The following is a 19,123-nucleotide window of genomic DNA, read 5'->3' on the forward strand; positions in this document are numbered from 1 at the left end:
CGGGCTTTAGCGTGGGGTTTAACGCGGGGCAAGCGTTCAGGCAGCCGCTGCCTTGCCCCAGGCGCGATTAGCCAGCGTGCGGGCCTCTTCTACCGGGAGCGGCCGGCCGAAATAATAGCCCTGGACCTTGGTGCAGCCCAGCGCCTGCACCATGTGATGCTCCTGCTCGGTCTCAACGCCCTCGGCCGTGGTTGCCATGCCCAGGCTCTGCGCCAGCGCCACCACGGCGCGGATGATCGCGATTGCCTCGGCCACGCCCTTGGAGGCACCCTGGACGAAGCTCCGGTCGATCTTGATCGAGGAGAATTTCGTGCGGCTGAGATAGCCGAGCGAGGAATAGCCCGTGCCGAAATCATCGAGGCTGAGCTTTACGCCCAGGTCCATGATGCGTTCGAGCACCCGCGTCGCGCCGGTGCCTTCGCGCATGAAGACGCTTTCCGTCACTTCGAGCTCGAGCCGGTCGGGCGCCAGGCCGCTGGTGGCGAGCGCCGAGGCGACAACCGAGACGAACGCCGGATTGTGGAGCTGATCGGGCGAGACGTTTACCGCCACGCGCGCTGCCGAACTCCATTGCGCCGCTTCGTTGCAGGCCGTCCGCAGTACCCATTCGCCGATCGGCGCGATCAGCCGGGCATCCTCGGCAAGCGGGATGAACTTGGCCGGGGAAATGTTGCCCAGTTCCGGATGAGTCCAGCGCAGCAGCGCCTCGAAGCCGGTGAGTTCGCCGTGCGCGGCATCGACCACCGGCTGGTAGTGGATATACATCTCGTTGTTGGCCAGCGCCTTGCGCAGCGCCATTTCCAGGATCCGCCGCTCCTCCGCCTCGACATGAAGCTGCGGCTCATAAATGCGGAACACCCCGCCGCCGGCATCCTTGGCGCGGTACAGCGCCAGATCGGCCGAGCGGATCAGCATCTCGGACGTACGCCCGTCGCGCGGTCCGCTCGCGACGCCGACGCTCGCGCCGGTGTAGAGCGTGTGCTGATCGAGTTCATAGGGCCGCGACAGCGCCTCGATGATGTTCTGGGCCAGCCGTTCGATTCGCGCCGGATCGGCGCCGTCGCGTATCACGACGGCAAACTCGTCGCCGCCCAGGCGCCCGATAACCTCATTGTCGCTCATCAACTGGCTCAACCGTTCCGAGACGCAGCCGAGCAGCCGGTCGCCGATCGGGTGGCCTAGCGTATCATTCACTGCCTTGAAGCGATCGAGATCGATCATCATGAAAGCGCAGCGGCTGCCCCATTTGTCTGCCTCGGCCATGGCATGGACCAGGGCCTCGTTGACCAGCAGCCGGTTGGGCAGGCCGGTCAGCGTATCGAACCGCGCCATCCGGTTGATCTTGTCGGCGGAGGCGCGCTGCTCGGTCACGTCGGAGCCGACGCCGCGGAAGCCGACGAACGCCCCACGATCGTCGAAGCGCGGCGTGGCGGCGATTTCCCACCAATGCTCCTGGCCATTGACCTCGACCGGGAGGAGCAGGTCGCGAAATCCCTCGCGGCCCTTCAGCTTGTCGGAAAGAGTGCGCAGGCCTGCGGAGAAATTACCCGATTCCCAGGTCGGCCCCGCCAATACCTGCAGGAATGGCATGCCGTTGACCGTCAGAGGATCCAGCCCGACCGAATGCGCGAAGCGGGGCGAGGCGCGGACGATGCGGCGATTGGCGTCGGTTTCCCACAGCCAGTCGGCGCTTTGCTCGGCGAACTCGCGCAGTAACAGGCTGACGGTCTCGTCGCGCTCCGCCAGCGCGATCTCGCCCGCGCGGATCACCACCAGCGCCTTGCCGCGCCAGAAGCACATCAGCATCAGCAGCCCGGTGAAGACGATGGCGGTCGATGCCAGCAACGGCCCGCCGACGACAAACAGCATCACCGCGATCGCGGCGCCCGATATACCGACGAAGCTGAGGGTCGCCAGCGGCAGCGCGGCCATGGCGACGGCCGATGCGGTCATCAGTAGCGCCACGACGATCCACAGGCTGTACGCGGTCGCCGGATCGCTCCGAAGGCCGAACGCGAGCGGCGGCACCGACCAGACCAGCGCGAGCGCGACCCCCTCGATCACCGTATCGCGCACATCGCGCAACGTGGCGGTCTGCTGGGTATGCTCGCGCGCGGCCAGGCGGCGCAGAGTGACGGCGGTGGCTACGATGGCGACGACGACGTCCCAGCTCGCCAGCAACCACAGCGGGGCGACCGGCTGGAGGATCAGGGTGACGAGCAGCGCGCCGACGACATTGGCCGCAACCAGGAACAGCGCCAACTGGCTCCCCGCATTCACCTGCGCGGCGCGAATCGGCCCCCAATCGGTGGTGTCGGCCGGATCATACAGGCCAAGCAAAGCCCGCGCGTCGAGCTGCGGTTGGGCGAACTGAGATGCTGACGGGGTGCTCACCCTGCCGCAATAGCAGCGGGTGGTTAGCGGATGGTTAGGAGACGGACCGATTTGGCTGCTTTATCTTTCCGCCGCGAATATTCCGACTGGTCTGGCCGCTCGATTCAATTGCGGCTCTCATGGCACCGCCCGAGCCAAGTACGAGTTTGTAGCCATAGCGGTATGCGCCAAGGATACGCCTCTCGGACACGCGTCACTTCCTGCAACGGGGGCTTGCCCTGTTCGACTGTCCAAATTCCTGCTCTCTCCCTGTTATCGCGCGATAATAGGGAGAGGCGGCGTTGCCTGTCGGCGCAGCGCGTTATGCTGCAATATCGTAGGGCTTGATCTCGCCGTTGAGATAGAGGTTGCGGGCCTTGGCGCGGCTTAGCTTGCCCGAGCTGGTGCGGGGTAGGGTGCGCGGCGGGATCAGCTCGATCACGCAGTTCATGCCCGTCACCGAACGGACGCGCTCGCGGATTTCCTCGCGCAGGCGAACTCGCTCGGCATCGTCTGAGCTGCGGCACTGGACCAGCACCGCGGGGGTTTCTTCGCCGCCCGGCGTGGTGATGGCGAAGGCAGCGATGTCGCCGGCCTTGAAGCCGGGCAGCTGCTCGACCGCCCATTCGATGTCCTGCGGCCAGTGATTGCGGCCGTTGATGATGATCATGTCCTTCGCCCGGCCGACGATATAGACATAGCCGTCGGACATATAGCCCATGTCGCCGGTGTCGAGCCAGCCGCCGACCATGCAGGCATCAGTCGAGGCCTGGTCGCGGAAATACCCCACCATCACCGACGGTCCGGAGCACCACACTTTGCCGATTGCGCGCTCGGGGAGCGGCGTGCCGTCCTCTTCGCGAATCTCGACTTTCATGTCGCGCACAGGCTTCCCGCAATTGACGATCGCACGGTACCGCTGCGGCCGGTCCTGCCCTGCGGCAACGCCGGATAGCTGGGTTTCCTCGACCAGCTCGACGCGAATGCCCTGGCCCGGCGGCATGATCGATACGGCCAAAGTCGCCTCGGCCAGGCCGTAGCTCGGCAGGAAGGCGCTCGCCTTGAAGCCGGCATCGGCGAATGCGTCGACGAAGCTCTGCATCACGTCGGGACGGATCATGTCGGCGCCGTTGCCCGCCACGCGCCAGCGCGACAGATCGAACCGGTCGCTCGCCTTGGTCTGGCTCGACATGCGCCGCGCGCAGATATCGTAGCCGAAGGTCGGCGAATAGGAGAGGGTCGTGCCCTCGTTCCGGCTTATCATGTCGAGCCAGGCGAGCGGGCGCCGCGCGAAATCCTCGGTCTTCAGGTAATCGGTCGAAACCTGGTTCGCGACCGGCGACAGGAAACAGCCGACCAGCCCCATGTCGTGATACCAGGGCAACCAGGAGACGCAGCGGTCGGTTTCGACCACTTCCATGCCGTGGCTGTGCGCCGCGAGATTGTTGAGCAGAGCATGGTGGGTGATCGCCACGCCGTGCGGGAAGCGGGTCGAGCCGCTCGAATATTGCAGATAGGCGATGTCGCCGCCCGTTGCCGCCGGCAGCGCTGAGTCCGGCGCAGGGCGCTCGCCCAGTTCGGCCCAGTCGACGCCCATGATGCCGGCGAGGCGCGCTGCTTCGCCTGCCATCTGGGCGAGTTCGGGTGGATAAATCAGCATGGTCGGATCGCAGCTCGAAAGCTGGACGCGCAGCTGTTCGATATAGGAATCGCGCCCGCCGAACGAGGTCGGCAGCGGCAGTGGCACCGGCCAGGCGCCGGCATAGACCACGCCGAAGAACAGGGCGGCAAATTCCGGGCTGGTCTCGGCGACCAGCGCGATCCGGTCCTCGGGTGCGACGCCTGCCGCGATCAGCCGCCGCGCCGTCTTCAGCGCGTCCTCGCGCAGCTCCGCAAAGGGATAGGGACGGACGAGTGCACCGCGCGCATCGTGGAAATTGAGCCCACGAACCCCGCTCGCGGCGAAATCGAGCGCTTCCCCAAGCGTTTCGAAGTCGGCGAAGCGTCGCGCGAGCGAATCCTCGGTGGGGGTCGAACTCAGCGTGGCACGCTCCGCCAGCAGCTCACCCGATCCCGAAACATCACTTACCATTATTCCTTGCGCCCTTGATGGCGACCTTTCCCCAAAGGCCGCTCCTTATGAAGCGTGCACTTCTGCCGCTGCCAAGCGTTCAAAATCCGGTCCGACTGTGGCACAATGATGGCGTGATGCCTTCAAGGACCAGCCGGGACAGGCGCCCGCCACCCCCGCTCGACGCCGCGGCGCTCGATCGCATGGCGCTGCGCTACGTGGAACGGTTCGCCACGACGCGGGCGCGACTGACCGCCTATCTGGTGCGCAAGATCCGCGAGCGGGGCTGGGACGGAGAGGCCGCCGATCCTGCTGCCCTTGCCGACAAACTCGCTCAATTGGGCTATATCGACGACCGCGCATTCGGCGAGGCGCGAGCTGCCGCCATGGCCCGGCGCGGCCTCGGCAAGCGGCGCGTGAGCGGCGTGTTCCGTCAGGTCGGCATTGGTGCGGCGGATGCCGACGCGCTCGCTCCAGCGATCGCGGCGCGCACGCTCGACGCCGCGCTGACCTTCGCTCGCAAACGCCGGATCGGGCCTTATGCCGAAGTCGCGCCCGACCGGCCGCAGCGCGAGAAGCAGATCGCGGCGATGATCCGCGGGGGGCATGATTTCGCTCTGGCACGGCGCATCGCCTCGATGGCGCCTGGCGAGGACACCGATCAATTGGAGTGAATTCGGTGGAAACGTCGTTTTTGTCCTACCGCGATCTGTGCTACCATGCACGGCGGGGGATTTGTTGGTTATGCGTAACGATCCGGAACCGGCCGGTGCAGGCCGGACATGGGGGGACACCACACTCGACGCGACGCCGCGCATCGAGCCAGGCGATATGCCGGTTTCCGGCACGCTCAAATGGTTCGACGTGACGCGCGGATTCGGTTTCATCGTTGCCGACGATCCCTCGTTCGGGGACGTCCTGATCCACTTTTCGGTGCTCCAGCCGCATGGTCGACGCAGCCTGCCGGAGGGCGCGCGCGTCGAGTGCCTCGCCGTACGCCGCGAACGCGGTTTTCAGGCAAGCGAGATCGTGGCGATCGACCTGAGCAACGCGGTCGAGCCGCCAGTCCGATTACGTCAGGGCGAGGACCGGATCGATCCAGTCGCCCTGGTCGAGAATGCCGGGCCGTTCGAAATGGTCACGGTCAAATGGTTCAACCGGCTGAAAGGCTACGGATTTCTCGTGCGCGATGTCGATTCCGCCGATATATTCGTGCATATGGAAACGCTGCGGCGGGCCGGCATCGCCGACATCGAGCCTGACCGGCGTCTTCGGGCGCGGATCGTCGAGGGCCGCAAGGGCCCGCTCGCGGTGGTGGTCGAAGAGGAAGGCTGATTCTGTCATGATGTTGAAGCATGTCGCGGCCGCGTTGGCGCTGGTCGCGCTGCCGCTCACCGCCTGCACGGGCGACGGGGTCGCATCCTCTGCCGCTGACGAAAAGGCGGGGCTGACCGTCACGGTCGCCAGCGCGAACGGCGCGCACGCCTTCACCGTGGAAATCGCGAAGACCCCACAGGAACAGGAGCGCGGCCTGATGTTCCGCACCGATATTCCCGCCAATGGCGGCATGCTGTTCGCACCCTATCCGCCCGATGGCGGCGCACCCAGGGAAGCCAGCTTCTGGATGAAGAACACGCCGAGCCCGCTCGACATCATCTTCATCCGTGCCGATGGCACGATCGCGACCATCGCCGAGAACACTGTGCCCTATTCCGAAACGTCGGTCCCATCGGGCGAACCGGTCGCTGCGGTGCTCGAGATCAGGGGTGGACGTGCGGCGGAACTCGGCATCGCCGAGGGCGACAGGGTCTCCTGGTCCGGACAGGGTCGCTGAGCGGGATCGGCATGCGGGGAATGCGGTTTCCCGTGTTGTGTGGCTTGGCTGCGGTGATCGGCGCATTTGGCTCGTTTGCGGCTGGGGCCCAGCAATTCCCGGCTGAGACCGAAATCGAGGCGCCGGGCCCGCTCGGCGGGACATTGGTGGAAGCGGGTGCGACCGCGCCGATCGTGCTGATCATCCCGGGTTCCGGGCCGACCGACCGGAATGGCGACAGCCCGCTGGGCGTGCGGGGCGGCATTTACCGGCAACTCGCCCGTGGCCTGGCGGCGCAAGGCATCGCCAGCGTGCGCATCGACAAGCGCGGGATGTTCGGAAGCGCCCGCGCAATTCCCGACGCGAACGCCGTGACGATCACCGATTATGCCGGGGACGTGCGCACCTGGATCGACACGATCCGCAAGCGCACCGGCGCCCCCTGTGTCTGGGTGCTGGGGCATAGCGAAGGCGGCCTCGTCGCCCTGGCCGCAGCACAGGGCGCGACCAATATCTGCGGCCTGCTGCTCGTCGCCACGGCCGGTCGGCCGATGGGGGCGGTGCTGCGCGCCCAGCTCCGCGCCGATCCGGCCATCGCGCCGCTTCTGCCCTCCGGGCTCGCGGCAATCGATTCGCTCGAGGCGGGAAAGAAGGTCGATACCGCTGCCCTGCATCCAGCACTCGGCGCGCTGTTCGATCCGCGCGTGCAGCCCTATCTGATCAACGTCTTTCGCTACGATCCGGTGCTGCTTGTCGCTGCGGTGAAGGTCCCAGTGTTGATCCTGCAGGGCAAGAACGATCTCCAGGTGGGCATCGAGGACGCGGCGCTGCTCAAGAACGCGCAACCTGCCGCGAAGCTGGTGACGCTTCCCGGCGTCAACCATGTGCTGAAGCCGGTGCCGAGCGACGGGCGCGGCGCGAACGCCGCGACTTATGCCGATCCCGGGATCGGGATTGATCCGGTGGTAACCGATACGATCGCGGCCTTTGTCCTGGCGGGAGCAAGCCGATGAAGCCGATCGGTGCAACGACGGTTGCCCCTGCCGCGAGCAACGGGTAAGCGCGCTGCCCATGGGTTTGCTCGGATCGATCTTCACCTGGTGGAACGGCGCCACCATCGGCACCTCCTTGGGCCTGCGTGGCAAGACGCGGGTCGGCGAGGATGGCCTCGGCAATGTCTATTATGAGGGCGGGACCGATCCGAACGGCATCACGCGCCGCTGGGTGATCTATTCCGGCGCCAATGACGCAAGCCGGGTTTCGCCGGAATGGTTCGGCTGGCTGCACCATCAGGTCGACGATTTGCCGGATCGCGCGCTACCGGCACCGCGCGCGTGGGAAAAGCCCGCGGTTCCCAATTTGACGGGGACGGCGCTCGCTTATCGCCCGCCCGGCGCCCTCGAAAAGGGCGGTCGCCGCGCTGCCGCGACGGGCGATTACGAAGCCTGGGCTCCCGAGTGATGCGAAGGCTGCTGGGCGCCACGGCGATCCTGGCGCTGCTCGCGGCCGGAGGTTGCGACAGGAAGGCCGATTCGCCCGGCGCCAAGACCATGCCAAAAACAGCGCTGGATGAGGATATCCCGCCTGCGGACGTGGTGACGGTCGATCTGCCCAGCGGCGCGGACCCGTCGTTCGGCGCCACGCCCATGGCGCAGCGCGTCGCGGTGATCGGCCTGCTCAACAAGCGCAACGGCGTCGCTCGCGAAGTGTCGCTCAAGCCCGGCCAGGCGATTCGGGCTGGCGACGTGATCATCCGCCTGCGCGCCTGCGAGCAGACAGCGCCGTGGGAACAGGATCATTATACCGGCGCCTTCGTCCAGCTCGACGTGCAGCAGTTCGACCGCACGTGGAAGCGGGCCTTTTCGGGCTGGCTGTACAAGGAGCGCCCGGCGCTGAACGTCGTCCAGCACCCGATCTACGACGTCTGGACCAAGAGCTGCGCGATGACCTTCCCGGTCGGCGGCCCCGATTCGGTCGCGGTCGAGAGCGAGACGCGGTCGAGCGCGAAGAAATCCCCCGCCGAGGCAGCGCCCTCCGGCGAGGCGCCCGCGCCAACCACGCCCTCCACCGCCGCGGACAGCAACGCGACATAGGCGTTGCGCGGGATCTCGATCGCGCCGAGCGATGCGAGATGCTCCGTCATGAACTGGCAGTCGAGCAGGGTGAAGCCGCCGGCCCTGAGCCGCGCGACCAGCCACGCGATCGCCACCTTCGAAGCATCACGCGCACGGCTGACCATCGATTCGCCGAAGAACGCGCGGCCCAGCGCTATGCCGTAGAGCCCGCCCACCAGCCGGTCGCCTTCCCAAACCTCGATCGAGTGCGCGAAGCCCATGCGGTGGAGCTCGATCGACGCGTGTTCGATCTGCGGGTTGATCCACGTATCCGGGCGATCCTCGACGGACTCGGCGCAGAGCGCGATCACCTGCTCGAATGCTGTATCCGCCGTCACGCGGAAGCGATCCGAGGCGATCGTCTTGCGCAGCGAGTGCGACAGATGGAAACCGTCGAGCGGCAGGATCGCGCGCTGCTTCGGCTCGACCCAATAGACGCCGTCGGCGTCGCGCGCGTCAGCCATCGGGAACACGCCGATGGCGTAAGCGCCGAGCACCAGTTGCGGATCGAGCGGCGCGAACGCGGCCGCCATGTCGGGCGGCGGCGCTTTCATCCGACCAGTCGCCGCTCGATCGCCTGCCACAGCTGGGCGAAGGCCTGGCCGCCGGCCGATCTGGCGGCGAAGGCACCGACGGGCGCTCGCCGCACGGCCATGGCCTCGACGATGCTTGCCATTGGCACCACGGGCCAGTCCGGATGTCGCGCCAGCGCCTCGGCGTGGAGCTTGCGCCGGCGATCGACCATCGAATGGACCGGCATCACCTGCGCCTTGCCGTCGAGATGCTTCACCACCTCGGCAAAGGCGCGTTCCGAGAGGGGCGAGGGAATGACGGGCACGACGATGAGATCGGCGGCGCGCATCACCTGATCGCTCGTCTCGGTCAGGCCGGGCGGGCAATCGAGCAGGATGCGGTCATAATCCTTGCGCAGGCCGGTCAGCAGCTTCTGCAGCCGCTTCTTCTTGTCGAGCTCGTGGAACAGCAGGTCGAGCCCGCGCAGCGAGGCGTCGGCGGGGATCAGATCGAGCCGGGGAATCGCGGTGTGGTGGATCAGCCGGGCCGGTTCGACATCCTTGGAGAAGACCGACTGGGCCTGCTCCCTGGCCTTGGCCGGGCTCGACAGGAGGAAGCTGCTGGCGGCCTGGGGATCGAGATCCCAGAGCAGGGTGCGGCGGGCGGAGAGCGTAGCGGCGCACCAGGCGAGGTTGACCGCCAGCGTCGTCTTCCCGACGCCGCCCTTGAGGCTGTAGATCGCGATCGTCGCCATTCGCGCCCCTGTTTTTCCGTACACGTTTCCGTACACGGGAACAGTGCCCGAGCTGTCCGGATGAGGCAACCGGGGGACAGCAAAAAGGCCGGCGGATCGCTCCGCCGGCCTGTTGGATTTGTTGGAAAAAGCCGCGCGGCTTATTTGTGGCAGGTGAGCGTGCCCTTGCCCGGCGCGGTGAGCGTGATGCTGGTCGGCGAACCGGTCAGCGAATAGCCCTCGGCGACCAGCGGATCGCCGGCCTTCTCGGCCTTGAGCGTGGTCGCGGGACCGTCCTTGCCGAGCTTGACCACGGCCATCTTGTCGCCTTCGAAGAAGGTGACATAGGCAAGGCTGTTGTCCTTGCAGCGCATCGTCGCTTCGGCCTTCATGGCCGGCGGCAGCTCGATCGGCGCGCGGTTGGCGATCTCTGCGGCCGCGGGATCGGGCGCGGTCAGCGTCACCGTTTCCGGCTTGTCGTTGTTACAGGCCGAGAGCGCCAGGAGCGCGACGGCAATAGCGGGGAGGAAGCGGGTCTGCATGTCGGGCGTTGCTTTGCTCACCAAATCAGCTCCGTCAAGGGGGTATAGTTACATCCTATAGGATTCTCCCATGCTTTTTAAGAGGTCATAAAAACGTCATATCCTATAGCTTCCAACAAGTGCCCGATTATTCGTGGAACTCGCTCATTTCCGGGATTCTTCCGAAGGCGATCTTGGTCCCGACCCGGTCCAATCGGCCGCCGTGCAACGGCCCCACGCTGACCGCATTGCGGCCGAATCGCGCGTTGATCCGGTCCATCGCGCGGCTGAGCGACAAGGTCCGAGTCTCGCGCGCCAAAGGATCGTCCGGATCGAGCAAAGCGAACAGCGAGGGCTGCTCGCCGGCGACCGGCTCGATCTCGGCGAGGGTGACGCCGATCATGCGGATCTGGAAATCGCCGGGCCGCCGCCGCCCGTCGGCGACGAGCCGCGGATAGAGCGCCTCGAGCCCGGCCAGCACCGCGAAACTATCCTGAGTCGCGGTCAGCCGGATGCTCGCGCGCCACACCGACTTGTCGTCCTCGAACTTCGCATGGAGAACCAGCAACCGGCTGCGGCAGCTCTTGCGCCGCAAACGGCTCGCGGCCTTGAGCGCGAGTCGCCGCGCCGTCAGCCGCACCGGCTCGACCCCGCGCTTGCCGGGCGAGAGGACGTGGCTGTGCCCGATGCTGCGGCTCTGCGTCGGCTTTTCGGGCAGGTCGACGCCGTGGAGCAGATACCAGAGCCGATCGCCATTGGTGCCGCCCCAGGCCGTGCCGGCGTCGCGCGGGCGGCGCTCGCACAGCTGGCGGATGTCGTTGATGCCGTCCCGCGCCAGGCGCCGCTCCATCTTCGCGCCGATCCCGGCGATGTCGCGCAGCGGCATGTCGTAGAGGCGCTGCGGCAGCTGATCGGCGGCGAGCACGACCAGCCCGTCGGGCTTCATCATGTCCGAGGCGAGCTTCGCCAGCAGGCGGTTGGGGGCGATGCCGACCGAACTCGTCAGGCACTCCCCGACATGAGCGCGGACGCCGGCCTTGATGCGGTGCGCGAGCGCCACCGCGGCGGCGGGGGAATTCTCATTGTCGAGCAAGCGGCAGGCGACTTCGTCGATCGAGCAGACCCGGGTGACCGGGATGTGTTTCCAGATCTCCGCCACGATCGCATCGTGGAACTCGACATATTTCTCGTGCCGGGCCGGCGTGATGACCAGATCGCGGCACAGCCGCTTCGCTTCCCACACCGGCGTGCCGGTCGAGATGCCAAAGCGCTTCGCCTCGACCGAGGCAGCGATGGCGACGGTGGTGTCGCTGTCGACCGGCGCGACCAGCACCGGGCGACCGCGCAGCTCGGGCTGAAGCTGCTGCTCGACGCTCGCGAAATAGCTGTTCAGATCGAGGAACAGCCAGCGCAGCGGCCGCGGGGGCAGGAGGGGCGAATCGTCCGGCACGGGGCGGAACGTATCATGAACATTGTGATTTGAGGAGTCGGGCTTCGATGTTTCGGCGGTGCTTCCCAGTGCGGACCGGGGCCGGTCGGGATGCGTGCGGAACGGGTGGTCCGTGGGAGGGGCGACGAAATTACGGAATGGAGCGCGGACGGCAGGAAATGGTCGGTTGCGGCGGTCGCTCACGGCGAGCATATCGTATGGATGATGCTGCGTCTTCTCAGTTGGTTTAGGAGGAAGACAGAACCGCTTACCTCAATGGAGGTGCCAGAGGCTGAACGTCGCGGCGAACCCGCCGATCGCGATCTGTCGCGCGTCATGCCGATCATCCTGCCTTTGGAATTGCTAAGCGCATCGTGGCCCGGTCCAATCGTTCGGATTGGAGAGCTTCCCTTCTGCGTCGCTTGGGCGACGTGCGGGGAGATGAACAATTTCTTCTATGTCACGGAGCGTGAAGCGCAGTTTTGGGACGAGGCCGGCATCGACTGGCGAGCAACTGCAATGGAAAACCTTTCAAGAATGTCGGAAAATCTACCGGCATCCGGGGAAAAGTGCGACGACGACGGCCTGCCGTTCGTGAAAGTCATGCTGCACGAAGACGCCCTAGGTCCTTCTCGCCTTCTGCTCCCGCATTTGTTTGATGAGGCCCTTGGGGCAAATTACGAGGTGGCTATCCCAGAGCAGACATGTGCCATCGCCTTTCGGAAGAACTTGTCGCCCGGACAAGCTAGTGACGTAGGCGGCATGATCAGCGGGTGTTTCGAGCATGGCACGGAGCCAATGAGCCCGGACAAGTTTGAAGCACGCTTGTTCTGGGAGATCGCTGAGGGAACATCTCGGCGCTGAACGGTGGCGATCCGACATTCCAGCCCAAAAGCAGTCATGCCGTTCCCCACCCAATTACCCCCTTCAGCGACCCGTTCGGCGCGCAGAAGCTGACCGGCTGGAAACAGGAGCGATAGCGGCCGGGCAAGAGCCGTCCCAATTGCTGCCGTTCAGGCCGTTGATACCCAACGCCGATAGCGGACATATCCGTTACCGGGTAGGTTCGTCAGATTGGGCGCTTGTGCATGCTAAGATAATGGCGACGCCGACCGGAAGCCGAAACGGTCATCGTTTCCACCGCCCAGATCATCGTCTCCGAAGCGTTATCACCGTTCCAGCCATTTCGGGCTTGCATTCAGACAGGCCACCCCGCCTTCCGTCAACGTGACACCAGCGCAATTCGCCCTCGCTTAGCTCGTAAATCGCCTCAGCCTTTTGCGAGCGTCCGTTCGGCCACGTCGCAACAATATCTAACTGCTTCGGTCGGGAATCCGAATGCACAGCTAGCGTGTAAAAGCTCTCGGGCCGACTTTCCGGATAAACTGTCAGCGTCGCGTTTTCAAAGACGTAGGTCGCCTTGCCTACGGCCTGTTTGATCCCGTCGCTTCTCGTAGACTCAAGCCTCCAGATCCCCTGCATGGCGGCAAGATCCTTATCCATCGGAGGTTGCCCGCCAATCGATAGATGCGAAAGAAGCAGTAGACTGCAGGAGCAAAGCCAAACGCCAGACTGCAAACGTACCTCCGATAGACAAGGGTGCCACATCCGAGGTCCATGGGCACGCCCGGCACAACGCCGTTCTGCACTCCTGACGTGGCGCAGGATAGGTAGCATGGCGGCATGCGCCGCGCCAAGGGTACTCACGCGGTGAGGACCGGGACGGCGATCGATCACCGCCTCGTCACCGCTAGCCGCCAGGGCCCGAACAGGCCCAAGAGAAGTGATATTGCCGATAGCGCCGTGGCGGCGGCCAAGGTCCGTCGAAGTCCGGCGCATAAATCTGGTTGATGTACGGCGTCAGGACATAGGGTTGCCCGCGGAACAGGAAAAGAAAGGCGGGCTGCGCACTGTCGGGGCTTATTTCCTCAGGGTGCAACACCCCATCGCTGATGACGTAGAAGTTGGCATGCGGCAACAATACGTCGTCGAACACCCTCTGCGGCACCTCACCTTTGACGGCATCCAACTGGATGCGGGTAACCTGGCGATATCGCGTGTAGCGCCTGTTCAGTTCCAGGAAGGGAACCGGGAGCCGGACCGTCCATACCCTGACCTTTCCACGGCGAAGATGATAATCGAGCACCCCGGCGGCATGCGCCATGCTCACCTTGGAACGCCCGTCAGGTGCTTCGAGCACATGATGCATCCATGCGATCAGCGGTCGCCGAAAATCGGATGATCGACGCTTTCTCCACGCGGGCTGAAAGCGCTCCGTGGCCTTTTCGAAGAATGGCGCCGCATTCGACCAATCCATATCGTTTCCGTGGAACGTGACGCTGCCTGGCCGTTTCTCCACCGTAAACTGCGGCGTCAGTGCCGGCCATTCGGCCTTCATCAATTCCTGCATCACCGGCTGCCATCGACGGCACATCGCCTCGATCACGGGACGATTTTCCTCGGCGTTGGCGGGACGGCCACTTGCTTGTGACGCCTGCGCACGCACTGACGGACACGATGTGACGAGCGCCGCAATGGCGCCGAACGCCGCCATGCCCACCAACTTTGAGTTCATTGGCGTACCCTCCCTGTCAGATTACCAACTGCGCAGATGGATTGTGTAACCAGCAAGTGGCGCTCGCCGCGTTAACAGCGTTACGGGAATATGAACCTGCCGCACCTTGTACGAGCGGCATTGGCGTTGCCATTGAAGGCATTTCCGCATCCGTCATTATCAGGGCATGACGATGAGCAACTGGCTGCACGATCTCGTGCTTGTGAACGACAGCGCGGATGAGTCGCAGCCGGGGGATGTTTCCGTCTTCCGCAGCTTCACCGATGCACGGTCATATCTCGAACATTGGGGCGAAGAGCCGGAGCTGGCCGTTTTTTCCGGTGCCGGCGATAAGCTGATCGTTGAGGCCGACGCTTCCGGAAATGTCAGAATAAGCAGGCGCGAGTCCCGTGCGGACGGGCAGGAGATCATAATATCCTGGCTCAGGCGATCTGCCGAGACGACGCTGGCGGAGCGGCGACGCCGAGCGGGCAAGCGGTGGAGGCCGGTCCATCTTGGCGAGATGGAAGCGCAGGGGGTTCTCCCGCAAACCGTCGAGGGACTGATTGCGTATCTGGGGTTCACGATCTGACACCCGCTTTTCGCCCGCCTTTTGCCCTCGCGCCGCCTGAGCTGCCTAAACGCGTTAGCGCTTCACCGCCGACCATCGCGACGATAGGGTCCGGCGCAACACCGAAAAGGGGATCAGAATGCGCAGACTGCACTGGCTCGGAGCCGCCGCCCTCACGTTCGCCGTACCGGGCGGGCTCGTTGCCCAGGCGCAGACCGTCGCGCCGGCCCAGGCCGAGGATGCGCGGCTCTATGCGTTTCTCGACAAGGAGTTTGCCGAAGAACTGCGTGACCGGCCGCAACTCGCCACGCAGCTTGGCCTGAAGGACGGGCAGGACCGGCTGGACGATATCAGCGACGCCGCGGCGCTGCGGCGGCTCGAATGGCGCCGTGCCAGCGTCGCGCGCATGAAGACCGGGTTCGACCGGGCGAAGCTCTCGACGGACGCGCAGGTGAATTACGACATCTGGGCGCTGGAGCTCGACCGGGCCGAGCTGAGCTACCGCTTCCGGCTGCAGACGCCGCCCTTCTATTCCTTTCTCTATTCGGCGCATGCGCAGCTGCCGAACTTCCTCATCAACACCCATACCGCCCAGGATGCGGACGGCATGCGCGCCTATGCCGCGCGGTTGCGGGCGATCCCGGCGGTGCTCGACACCGCGATCCAGCAAAGCCGCGTGTCCGACGCGGCCGGCGTGCGCGCGCCGAAATTCCAGATCGAGCGCGTCATCAGCGGTAGCCGCGCGATCGTGACGGGCGCGCCGTTCGACGATGGCCCGACATCGCCGTTATGGGCCGACGCCCAGGCCAAGATCGCGAAGTTGCAGGCGGGCGGGAAGATCGATGCGACCCAGGCAACGGCTTTGCTCGCCGACACCCGCGCGGCGCTGCTGACGATCAAGCCGGCCTATGACCGAGTCATCGGCTGGGCCCAGGCGGACCTGCCGACCGCGCCGAGCGGGCGGGTCGGTGCGCTGACGCTGCCCGACGGCGCCGCCTGGTACGCGGCCGCGCTGAAACTCAATACCACGACTGACCTGACCGCTGCCCAGATCCACCAGATCGGCCTTGCCGAGGTGAAGCGGATCGAAGGCGAGCAGGACGCGCTCGCCCGCGCCGCGGGATTGAAGGACCGGGAGGCCTTCTACACGGAGATCACCCGCCGCTTCCCGGTGACCCCGTGGACCGATGAACTGCGCGCGAAATATCTGAAGGATGCCAACGCCGCGCTTGCCTTCAACCGCACGTTGCTGCCGAAATATTTCGGGAAGCTGCCGGTCCATACGATGGAAGTCGTCCGCGAGCCGTCGTTCAGCGAAGTTGCCGGCGGCGCGGCGCATGCCGCCGGGCCGAGCCGCGACGGTTCACGCCCGGGCCGCGTCTATGTCCACCTGCTCGGCACCACCGATGCGACGCCGCCATCGGCGCTGCGTGACCTGATGTGCCATGAGGGCGTGCCGGGCCATGTCATGCAGGGCGACATCCAGGTCGGCCAGAGCGGCGGGCCGAAATTCCGCCAGAGCGCGCGCTATGTCGCGTTCAGCGAGGGCTGGGGGCTCTATGCCGAGGCGCTGTGCAAGGAGATGGGCGCTTTCCCCGAACTGTCCGACGATTTCATGCGGCTCGACGCGGAGCTGTTCCGTGCCGCGCGACTGGTGGTCGACACGGGTATCCATGCCGAAGGATGGACCGAGCAACAGGCGATCGATTATATCGTGAACACCGGCCGCGCAGCGCCCGATCAGGGCCGTTCCGAGGTCCGGCGCTACATCACGTTGCCGGGCCAGGCGACCGGCTACAAGATCGGCATGCTCAAGATCGTCGAGCTGCGCCGCAAGGCGGAACGCGAGCTTGGCCCGAAGTTCGACATTCGTGGGTTTCATGATTTGCTGATCGGCTCGGGCTCGCTGCCGCTGCCGATCCTTGAGCGGCAGGTCGATGGCTGGATCGCTGCGCGTCGCGGGGGCTGAGGCACTGGAGGCTCGACGGGCGGGCGATAGGGGAGATGGCCGAATGCGTCGGTCTGAGGCTGGAGATCAGGTGAAGGCTCAAGTCACTGCGGGCGGGAAGGAGGCGGCCAACGATAGTGAATTCCCTGCGCCTGGGTCGTCGCAATCGAAAGGGGCATGAGATCGGTAGCTCAGTGTTCATTCTCGGTCACCCAGCCCGCCGGCTGATCCCGGAGCCGACATTCGTTCATATTGCAGCGATAGGCACGATCGTGGAGAGTGTTCCTGCAGCGTCCAGGCGTGAAGGCTGGAAAGCGGGCATTCGTGCCCTGAGGTCGCTTCAATGCGCATGATCGCCAGGCAGGTCGTCGCTTCCGGAAGGTGCGATAGTTCATCGCCGTCAATAATAGCCGTACCGCACCACGACGCGAAGTCCGTCATCAACAATAATTGGCGTTACGGTATCTACATCCTGCGGCCAACGGATCGAGACGGTTTGGGCAGCACCATCGATGCCAATGATATCAAATGGTGCGCCATATATTGTGTATCGCGCCGGTAACCCGTTTTTGACGTCGACTTTGGTGATGCGCCTTGTCGGGCCAGCCGTATCAAACACCCGCGTTTCGCCTTGCTGAACGATGTCGAGACGGAAGGTCGCATCCTTGTTCTTGGTCGATACGCCGGTCAGTACGATACGTACCTCGTCGCCGCTGGAAATCGGGAGCATCGTCTCCGGCGTCAGACGAACGTTCGCAATGGGAACTGCAAAACGCGCCGCAGGAGGGCCAGCGTTGATTAATACGCTCGCCTCGGCGATGCCGTCCCGGTCTGCATCGATCAGGCAGAACTGCCCGTCGGTCGCGCTCTTAATAAGCCCGCGCCACAACGATCCACCACCAAGCAGCACACCGGCCACGCCCTTATCGGCCTTGCGCTCAGCCGCGATGCGCGGTGTGCAATAGGCATCGATGCGCTGAACGCGCGTCTTGTCTGTCAGCACGGCCCCCTGGAGCACCGCACCGCGTTTAAGGGCGCGGCTTTCTGTGCCAGCGGTGATCGTCACATCTTCGGCCAATGTCGCGCCACTGCGCCACATGATCGGTGTGGCCAGGATGGCGACGCCTTTGGCATAGGTCCTCTCGATACGCGGGGACGCATTGGGAAGGATAAGTTGATCGGCTGGCTTCAGCATATCCAATTCACCTGCCGGCAACGACTGTGCGGTCGCGTCTGTGAAGGCGAAGGCTGCCGAGGCGACCGAAGCGGCTACGTATACGATGCGTGTCATTATGTGTCCCCCCAGCCATCGACTACAACGCGGCGGACCTGCTCTACAATGAACATATTGCTGCGATTGCTTTGATATATCGTCGATCAACCGCTGGCGAAGCGGGCTGACTGGCCCAATCGGAACAAGCTCGTTCATCGTTCGACTCCTCAGGTTGAAGGAGCCGAAGGTTCGTCCGTCACCGGCACCGCTCATTCCAGGCCGAACGTTCTCGTTGCCACGGATAGCTCACCGTGCGCACCACTCCCGCGCAGCGGGTTCGTGCCTCGGCCCGAATCTGGACGTCGCGAAGAAGCTGCGGACCGGGCTGTTGTCGCCCGGATCCTTAAGGCGTTTCCGCATCATCGCAGGGCGGGAGCGGCACGGACCACTCCCGCCCTGCGCAGCACGGGCGTGTCGCGCTTGCGCTCAGCGCAGCGCTGCCAGCACCGCGTCGGCCAGAGGCTCGCTCGAGGCCGGATTCTGTCCGGTTAGGAGGTTGCCGTCCCGGACGACATAGGGACCCCAGTTCGGGCCCTTTTCGTAGCGCGCGCCAGACTTGCGCAACGTATCGGCGAGCAGCCACGGCGCATTGTCCGCGGTTCCGAGCTCGACCTCCTCCTCATCGCTGAACGAGGTCATCGCCCGCCCGGCAAAGAGCCATTCGCCGTTCGGGCCGCGCGCCGCGAGCAGGGCAGCCTGGCCGTGGCAGACCGGCGCGATCAGGATGCCGGCGCGGTCAGCCTCGGCGAGGATGCGCCCCATGTCCTTGTCCTTGTACAGATCCTCGACCGGGCCGTGCCCGCCGGGGATCACGATGGCGTCGTACCGGCGCCCGTCAATGTCGGCGAGCACCAGCGGATGGGTCAGCCGCCCGGCGATCGAATCGAGATAGCGGCTGAAATGATCGACATTTTCCTGGCCGACAACGGCCGGGTTCATGCTGTGGGGATCGATCTTCGGGGCAATGCCGCCGGGGGTGGCGATATCGACCGAGCACCCCTTGGCGATGAACTTTTCGTCCATGACGACGAACTCCTCGGCCCAGACGCCGCTCTGATATTTCGAGCCGTCGGCGCGAGTCCAGGTGTCGGCAGCGGACAATACGATGAGGATATTGGTCATTGCAGGTCTCCTTTTTCAAAAATGCAGCCGCTTGGAGCCTGGCTCCTTCCGGCCGTTCCAAACCGAGGTCGCCGCACGTCCCGCCCAG

At 65.0% G+C, this 19,123-nt stretch carries 18 protein-coding genes and 1 pseudogene; 9 read left to right on the forward strand and 10 right to left on the reverse strand.

Features of this window, described 5'->3' with window-relative positions; genetic code table 11:
• Positions 1–36 precede the first annotated feature (36 nt).
• Positions 37–2,394, reverse strand: coding sequence for a putative bifunctional diguanylate cyclase/phosphodiesterase (locus U1769_RS08415; RefSeq protein ID WP_332714660.1), 2,358 nt, complete (start codon positions 2,392–2,394; stop codon positions 37–39).
• Positions 2,395–2,695: 301 nt separating this feature from the next.
• Positions 2,696–4,465, reverse strand: a complete 1,770-nt coding sequence (locus U1769_RS08420; protein WP_332714662.1) for a fatty acyl-AMP ligase — start codon at positions 4,463–4,465, stop codon at positions 2,696–2,698.
• A gap of 116 nt (positions 4,466–4,581) precedes the next feature.
• On the opposite strand from U1769_RS08420, the gene U1769_RS08425 reads away from it, so the two are divergent.
• From U1769_RS08425 to U1769_RS08450, 6 genes and pseudogenes are all read left to right on the forward strand, one after another.
• Positions 4,582–5,118 carry a RecX family transcriptional regulator gene (locus U1769_RS08425; RefSeq protein ID WP_332715759.1) on the forward strand — a complete coding sequence of 179 codons (537 nt, stop codon included), beginning with the start codon at positions 4,582–4,584 and terminating at the stop codon, positions 5,116–5,118.
• Positions 5,119–5,188: 70 nt separating this feature from the next.
• The gene (locus U1769_RS08430) at positions 5,189–5,779 is read left to right on the forward strand and encodes a cold-shock protein (protein WP_443030289.1); all 591 of its coding nucleotides are present in this window, start codon (positions 5,189–5,191) and stop codon (positions 5,777–5,779) included.
• Between the two features lie 10 nt (positions 5,780–5,789).
• Entirely contained in the window at positions 5,790–6,278 is a 489-nt protein-coding gene (locus U1769_RS08435; RefSeq protein ID WP_443030334.1) for a DUF192 domain-containing protein, read from the forward strand.
• Positions 6,279–6,310: 32 nt separating this feature from the next.
• Positions 6,311–7,270, forward strand: coding sequence for an alpha/beta hydrolase (locus tag U1769_RS08440; protein WP_332714666.1), 960 nt, complete (start codon positions 6,311–6,313; stop codon positions 7,268–7,270).
• 58 nt (positions 7,271–7,328) lie between these two features.
• The gene (locus U1769_RS08445) at positions 7,329–7,718 is read left to right on the forward strand and encodes an NADH:ubiquinone oxidoreductase subunit NDUFA12 (protein ID WP_332714668.1); all 390 of its coding nucleotides are present in this window, start codon (positions 7,329–7,331) and stop codon (positions 7,716–7,718) included.
• A 185-nt stretch (positions 7,719–7,903) separates the two neighbouring features.
• Positions 7,904–8,137 (forward strand): annotated as a pseudogene (locus tag U1769_RS08450) (DUF2155 domain-containing protein); the annotation flags it as partial.
• A 35-nt stretch (positions 8,138–8,172) separates the two neighbouring features.
• Here the strand turns inward: U1769_RS08450 and aat are convergent.
• The 4 genes from aat to U1769_RS08470 all read right to left on the reverse strand — a co-directional run bounded on the left by aat (position 8,173) and on the right by U1769_RS08470 (position 11,588).
• Entirely contained in the window at positions 8,173–8,925 is a 753-nt protein-coding gene (aat, locus tag U1769_RS08455; protein WP_332714670.1) for a leucyl/phenylalanyl-tRNA--protein transferase, read from the reverse strand.
• Entirely contained in the window at positions 8,922–9,638 is a 717-nt protein-coding gene (locus tag U1769_RS08460; RefSeq protein ID WP_332714672.1) for a ParA family protein, read from the reverse strand. Before U1769_RS08460 ends, aat begins: the two co-directional genes overlap by 4 nt.
• A gap of 140 nt (positions 9,639–9,778) precedes the next feature.
• Positions 9,779–10,159 (reverse strand): hypothetical protein, encoded by a 381-nt coding sequence (locus U1769_RS08465; protein WP_332715762.1) that lies wholly within the window; start codon positions 10,157–10,159, stop codon positions 9,779–9,781.
• Positions 10,160–10,286: 127 nt separating this feature from the next.
• A complete protein-coding gene (locus U1769_RS08470; RefSeq protein ID WP_332714674.1) occupies positions 10,287–11,588 on the reverse strand; it encodes a Y-family DNA polymerase in 1,302 nt (433 codons plus the stop codon).
• A gap of 204 nt (positions 11,589–11,792) precedes the next feature.
• On the opposite strand from U1769_RS08470, the gene U1769_RS08475 reads away from it, so the two are divergent.
• The gene (locus U1769_RS08475; protein ID WP_332714676.1) at positions 11,793–12,431 is read left to right on the forward strand and encodes a hypothetical protein; all 639 of its coding nucleotides are present in this window, start codon (positions 11,793–11,795) and stop codon (positions 12,429–12,431) included.
• A 285-nt stretch (positions 12,432–12,716) separates the two neighbouring features.
• Here U1769_RS08475 and U1769_RS08480 read toward each other — a convergent pair whose 3' ends face one another.
• Both U1769_RS08480 and U1769_RS08485 read right to left on the reverse strand, forming a co-directional pair.
• Positions 12,717–13,070 (reverse strand): TIGR03067 domain-containing protein, encoded by a 354-nt coding sequence (locus U1769_RS08480; protein ID WP_332714678.1) that lies wholly within the window; start codon positions 13,068–13,070, stop codon positions 12,717–12,719.
• A gap of 247 nt (positions 13,071–13,317) precedes the next feature.
• The gene (locus tag U1769_RS08485) at positions 13,318–14,142 is read right to left on the reverse strand and encodes a hypothetical protein (RefSeq protein ID WP_332714680.1); all 825 of its coding nucleotides are present in this window, start codon (positions 14,140–14,142) and stop codon (positions 13,318–13,320) included.
• 172 nt (positions 14,143–14,314) lie between these two features.
• Between U1769_RS08485 and U1769_RS08490 the strand changes: the two genes are divergently transcribed.
• Both U1769_RS08490 and U1769_RS08495 read left to right on the forward strand, forming a co-directional pair.
• The gene (locus U1769_RS08490) at positions 14,315–14,713 is read left to right on the forward strand and encodes a hypothetical protein (protein ID WP_332714682.1); all 399 of its coding nucleotides are present in this window, start codon (positions 14,315–14,317) and stop codon (positions 14,711–14,713) included.
• Between the two features lie 118 nt (positions 14,714–14,831).
• Positions 14,832–16,661, forward strand: coding sequence for a DUF885 domain-containing protein (locus U1769_RS08495; RefSeq protein ID WP_332714684.1), 1,830 nt, complete (start codon positions 14,832–14,834; stop codon positions 16,659–16,661).
• Between the two features lie 379 nt (positions 16,662–17,040).
• On the opposite strand, the gene U1769_RS08500 is transcribed toward U1769_RS08495, so the two are convergent.
• Positions 17,041–17,931 carry a hypothetical protein gene (locus tag U1769_RS08500; protein WP_332714686.1) on the reverse strand — a complete coding sequence of 297 codons (891 nt, stop codon included), beginning with the start codon at positions 17,929–17,931 and terminating at the stop codon, positions 17,041–17,043.
• A 408-nt stretch (positions 17,932–18,339) separates the two neighbouring features.
• Positions 18,340–19,035, reverse strand: a complete 696-nt coding sequence (locus tag U1769_RS08505) for a type 1 glutamine amidotransferase domain-containing protein (RefSeq protein WP_332714688.1) — start codon at positions 19,033–19,035, stop codon at positions 18,340–18,342.
• Positions 19,036–19,123 lie beyond the last annotated feature (88 nt).

Source organism: Parasphingomonas zepuensis, assembly GCF_036663735.1.
Classification (GTDB): Bacteria; Pseudomonadota; Alphaproteobacteria; order Sphingomonadales; family Sphingomonadaceae; genus Sphingomonas.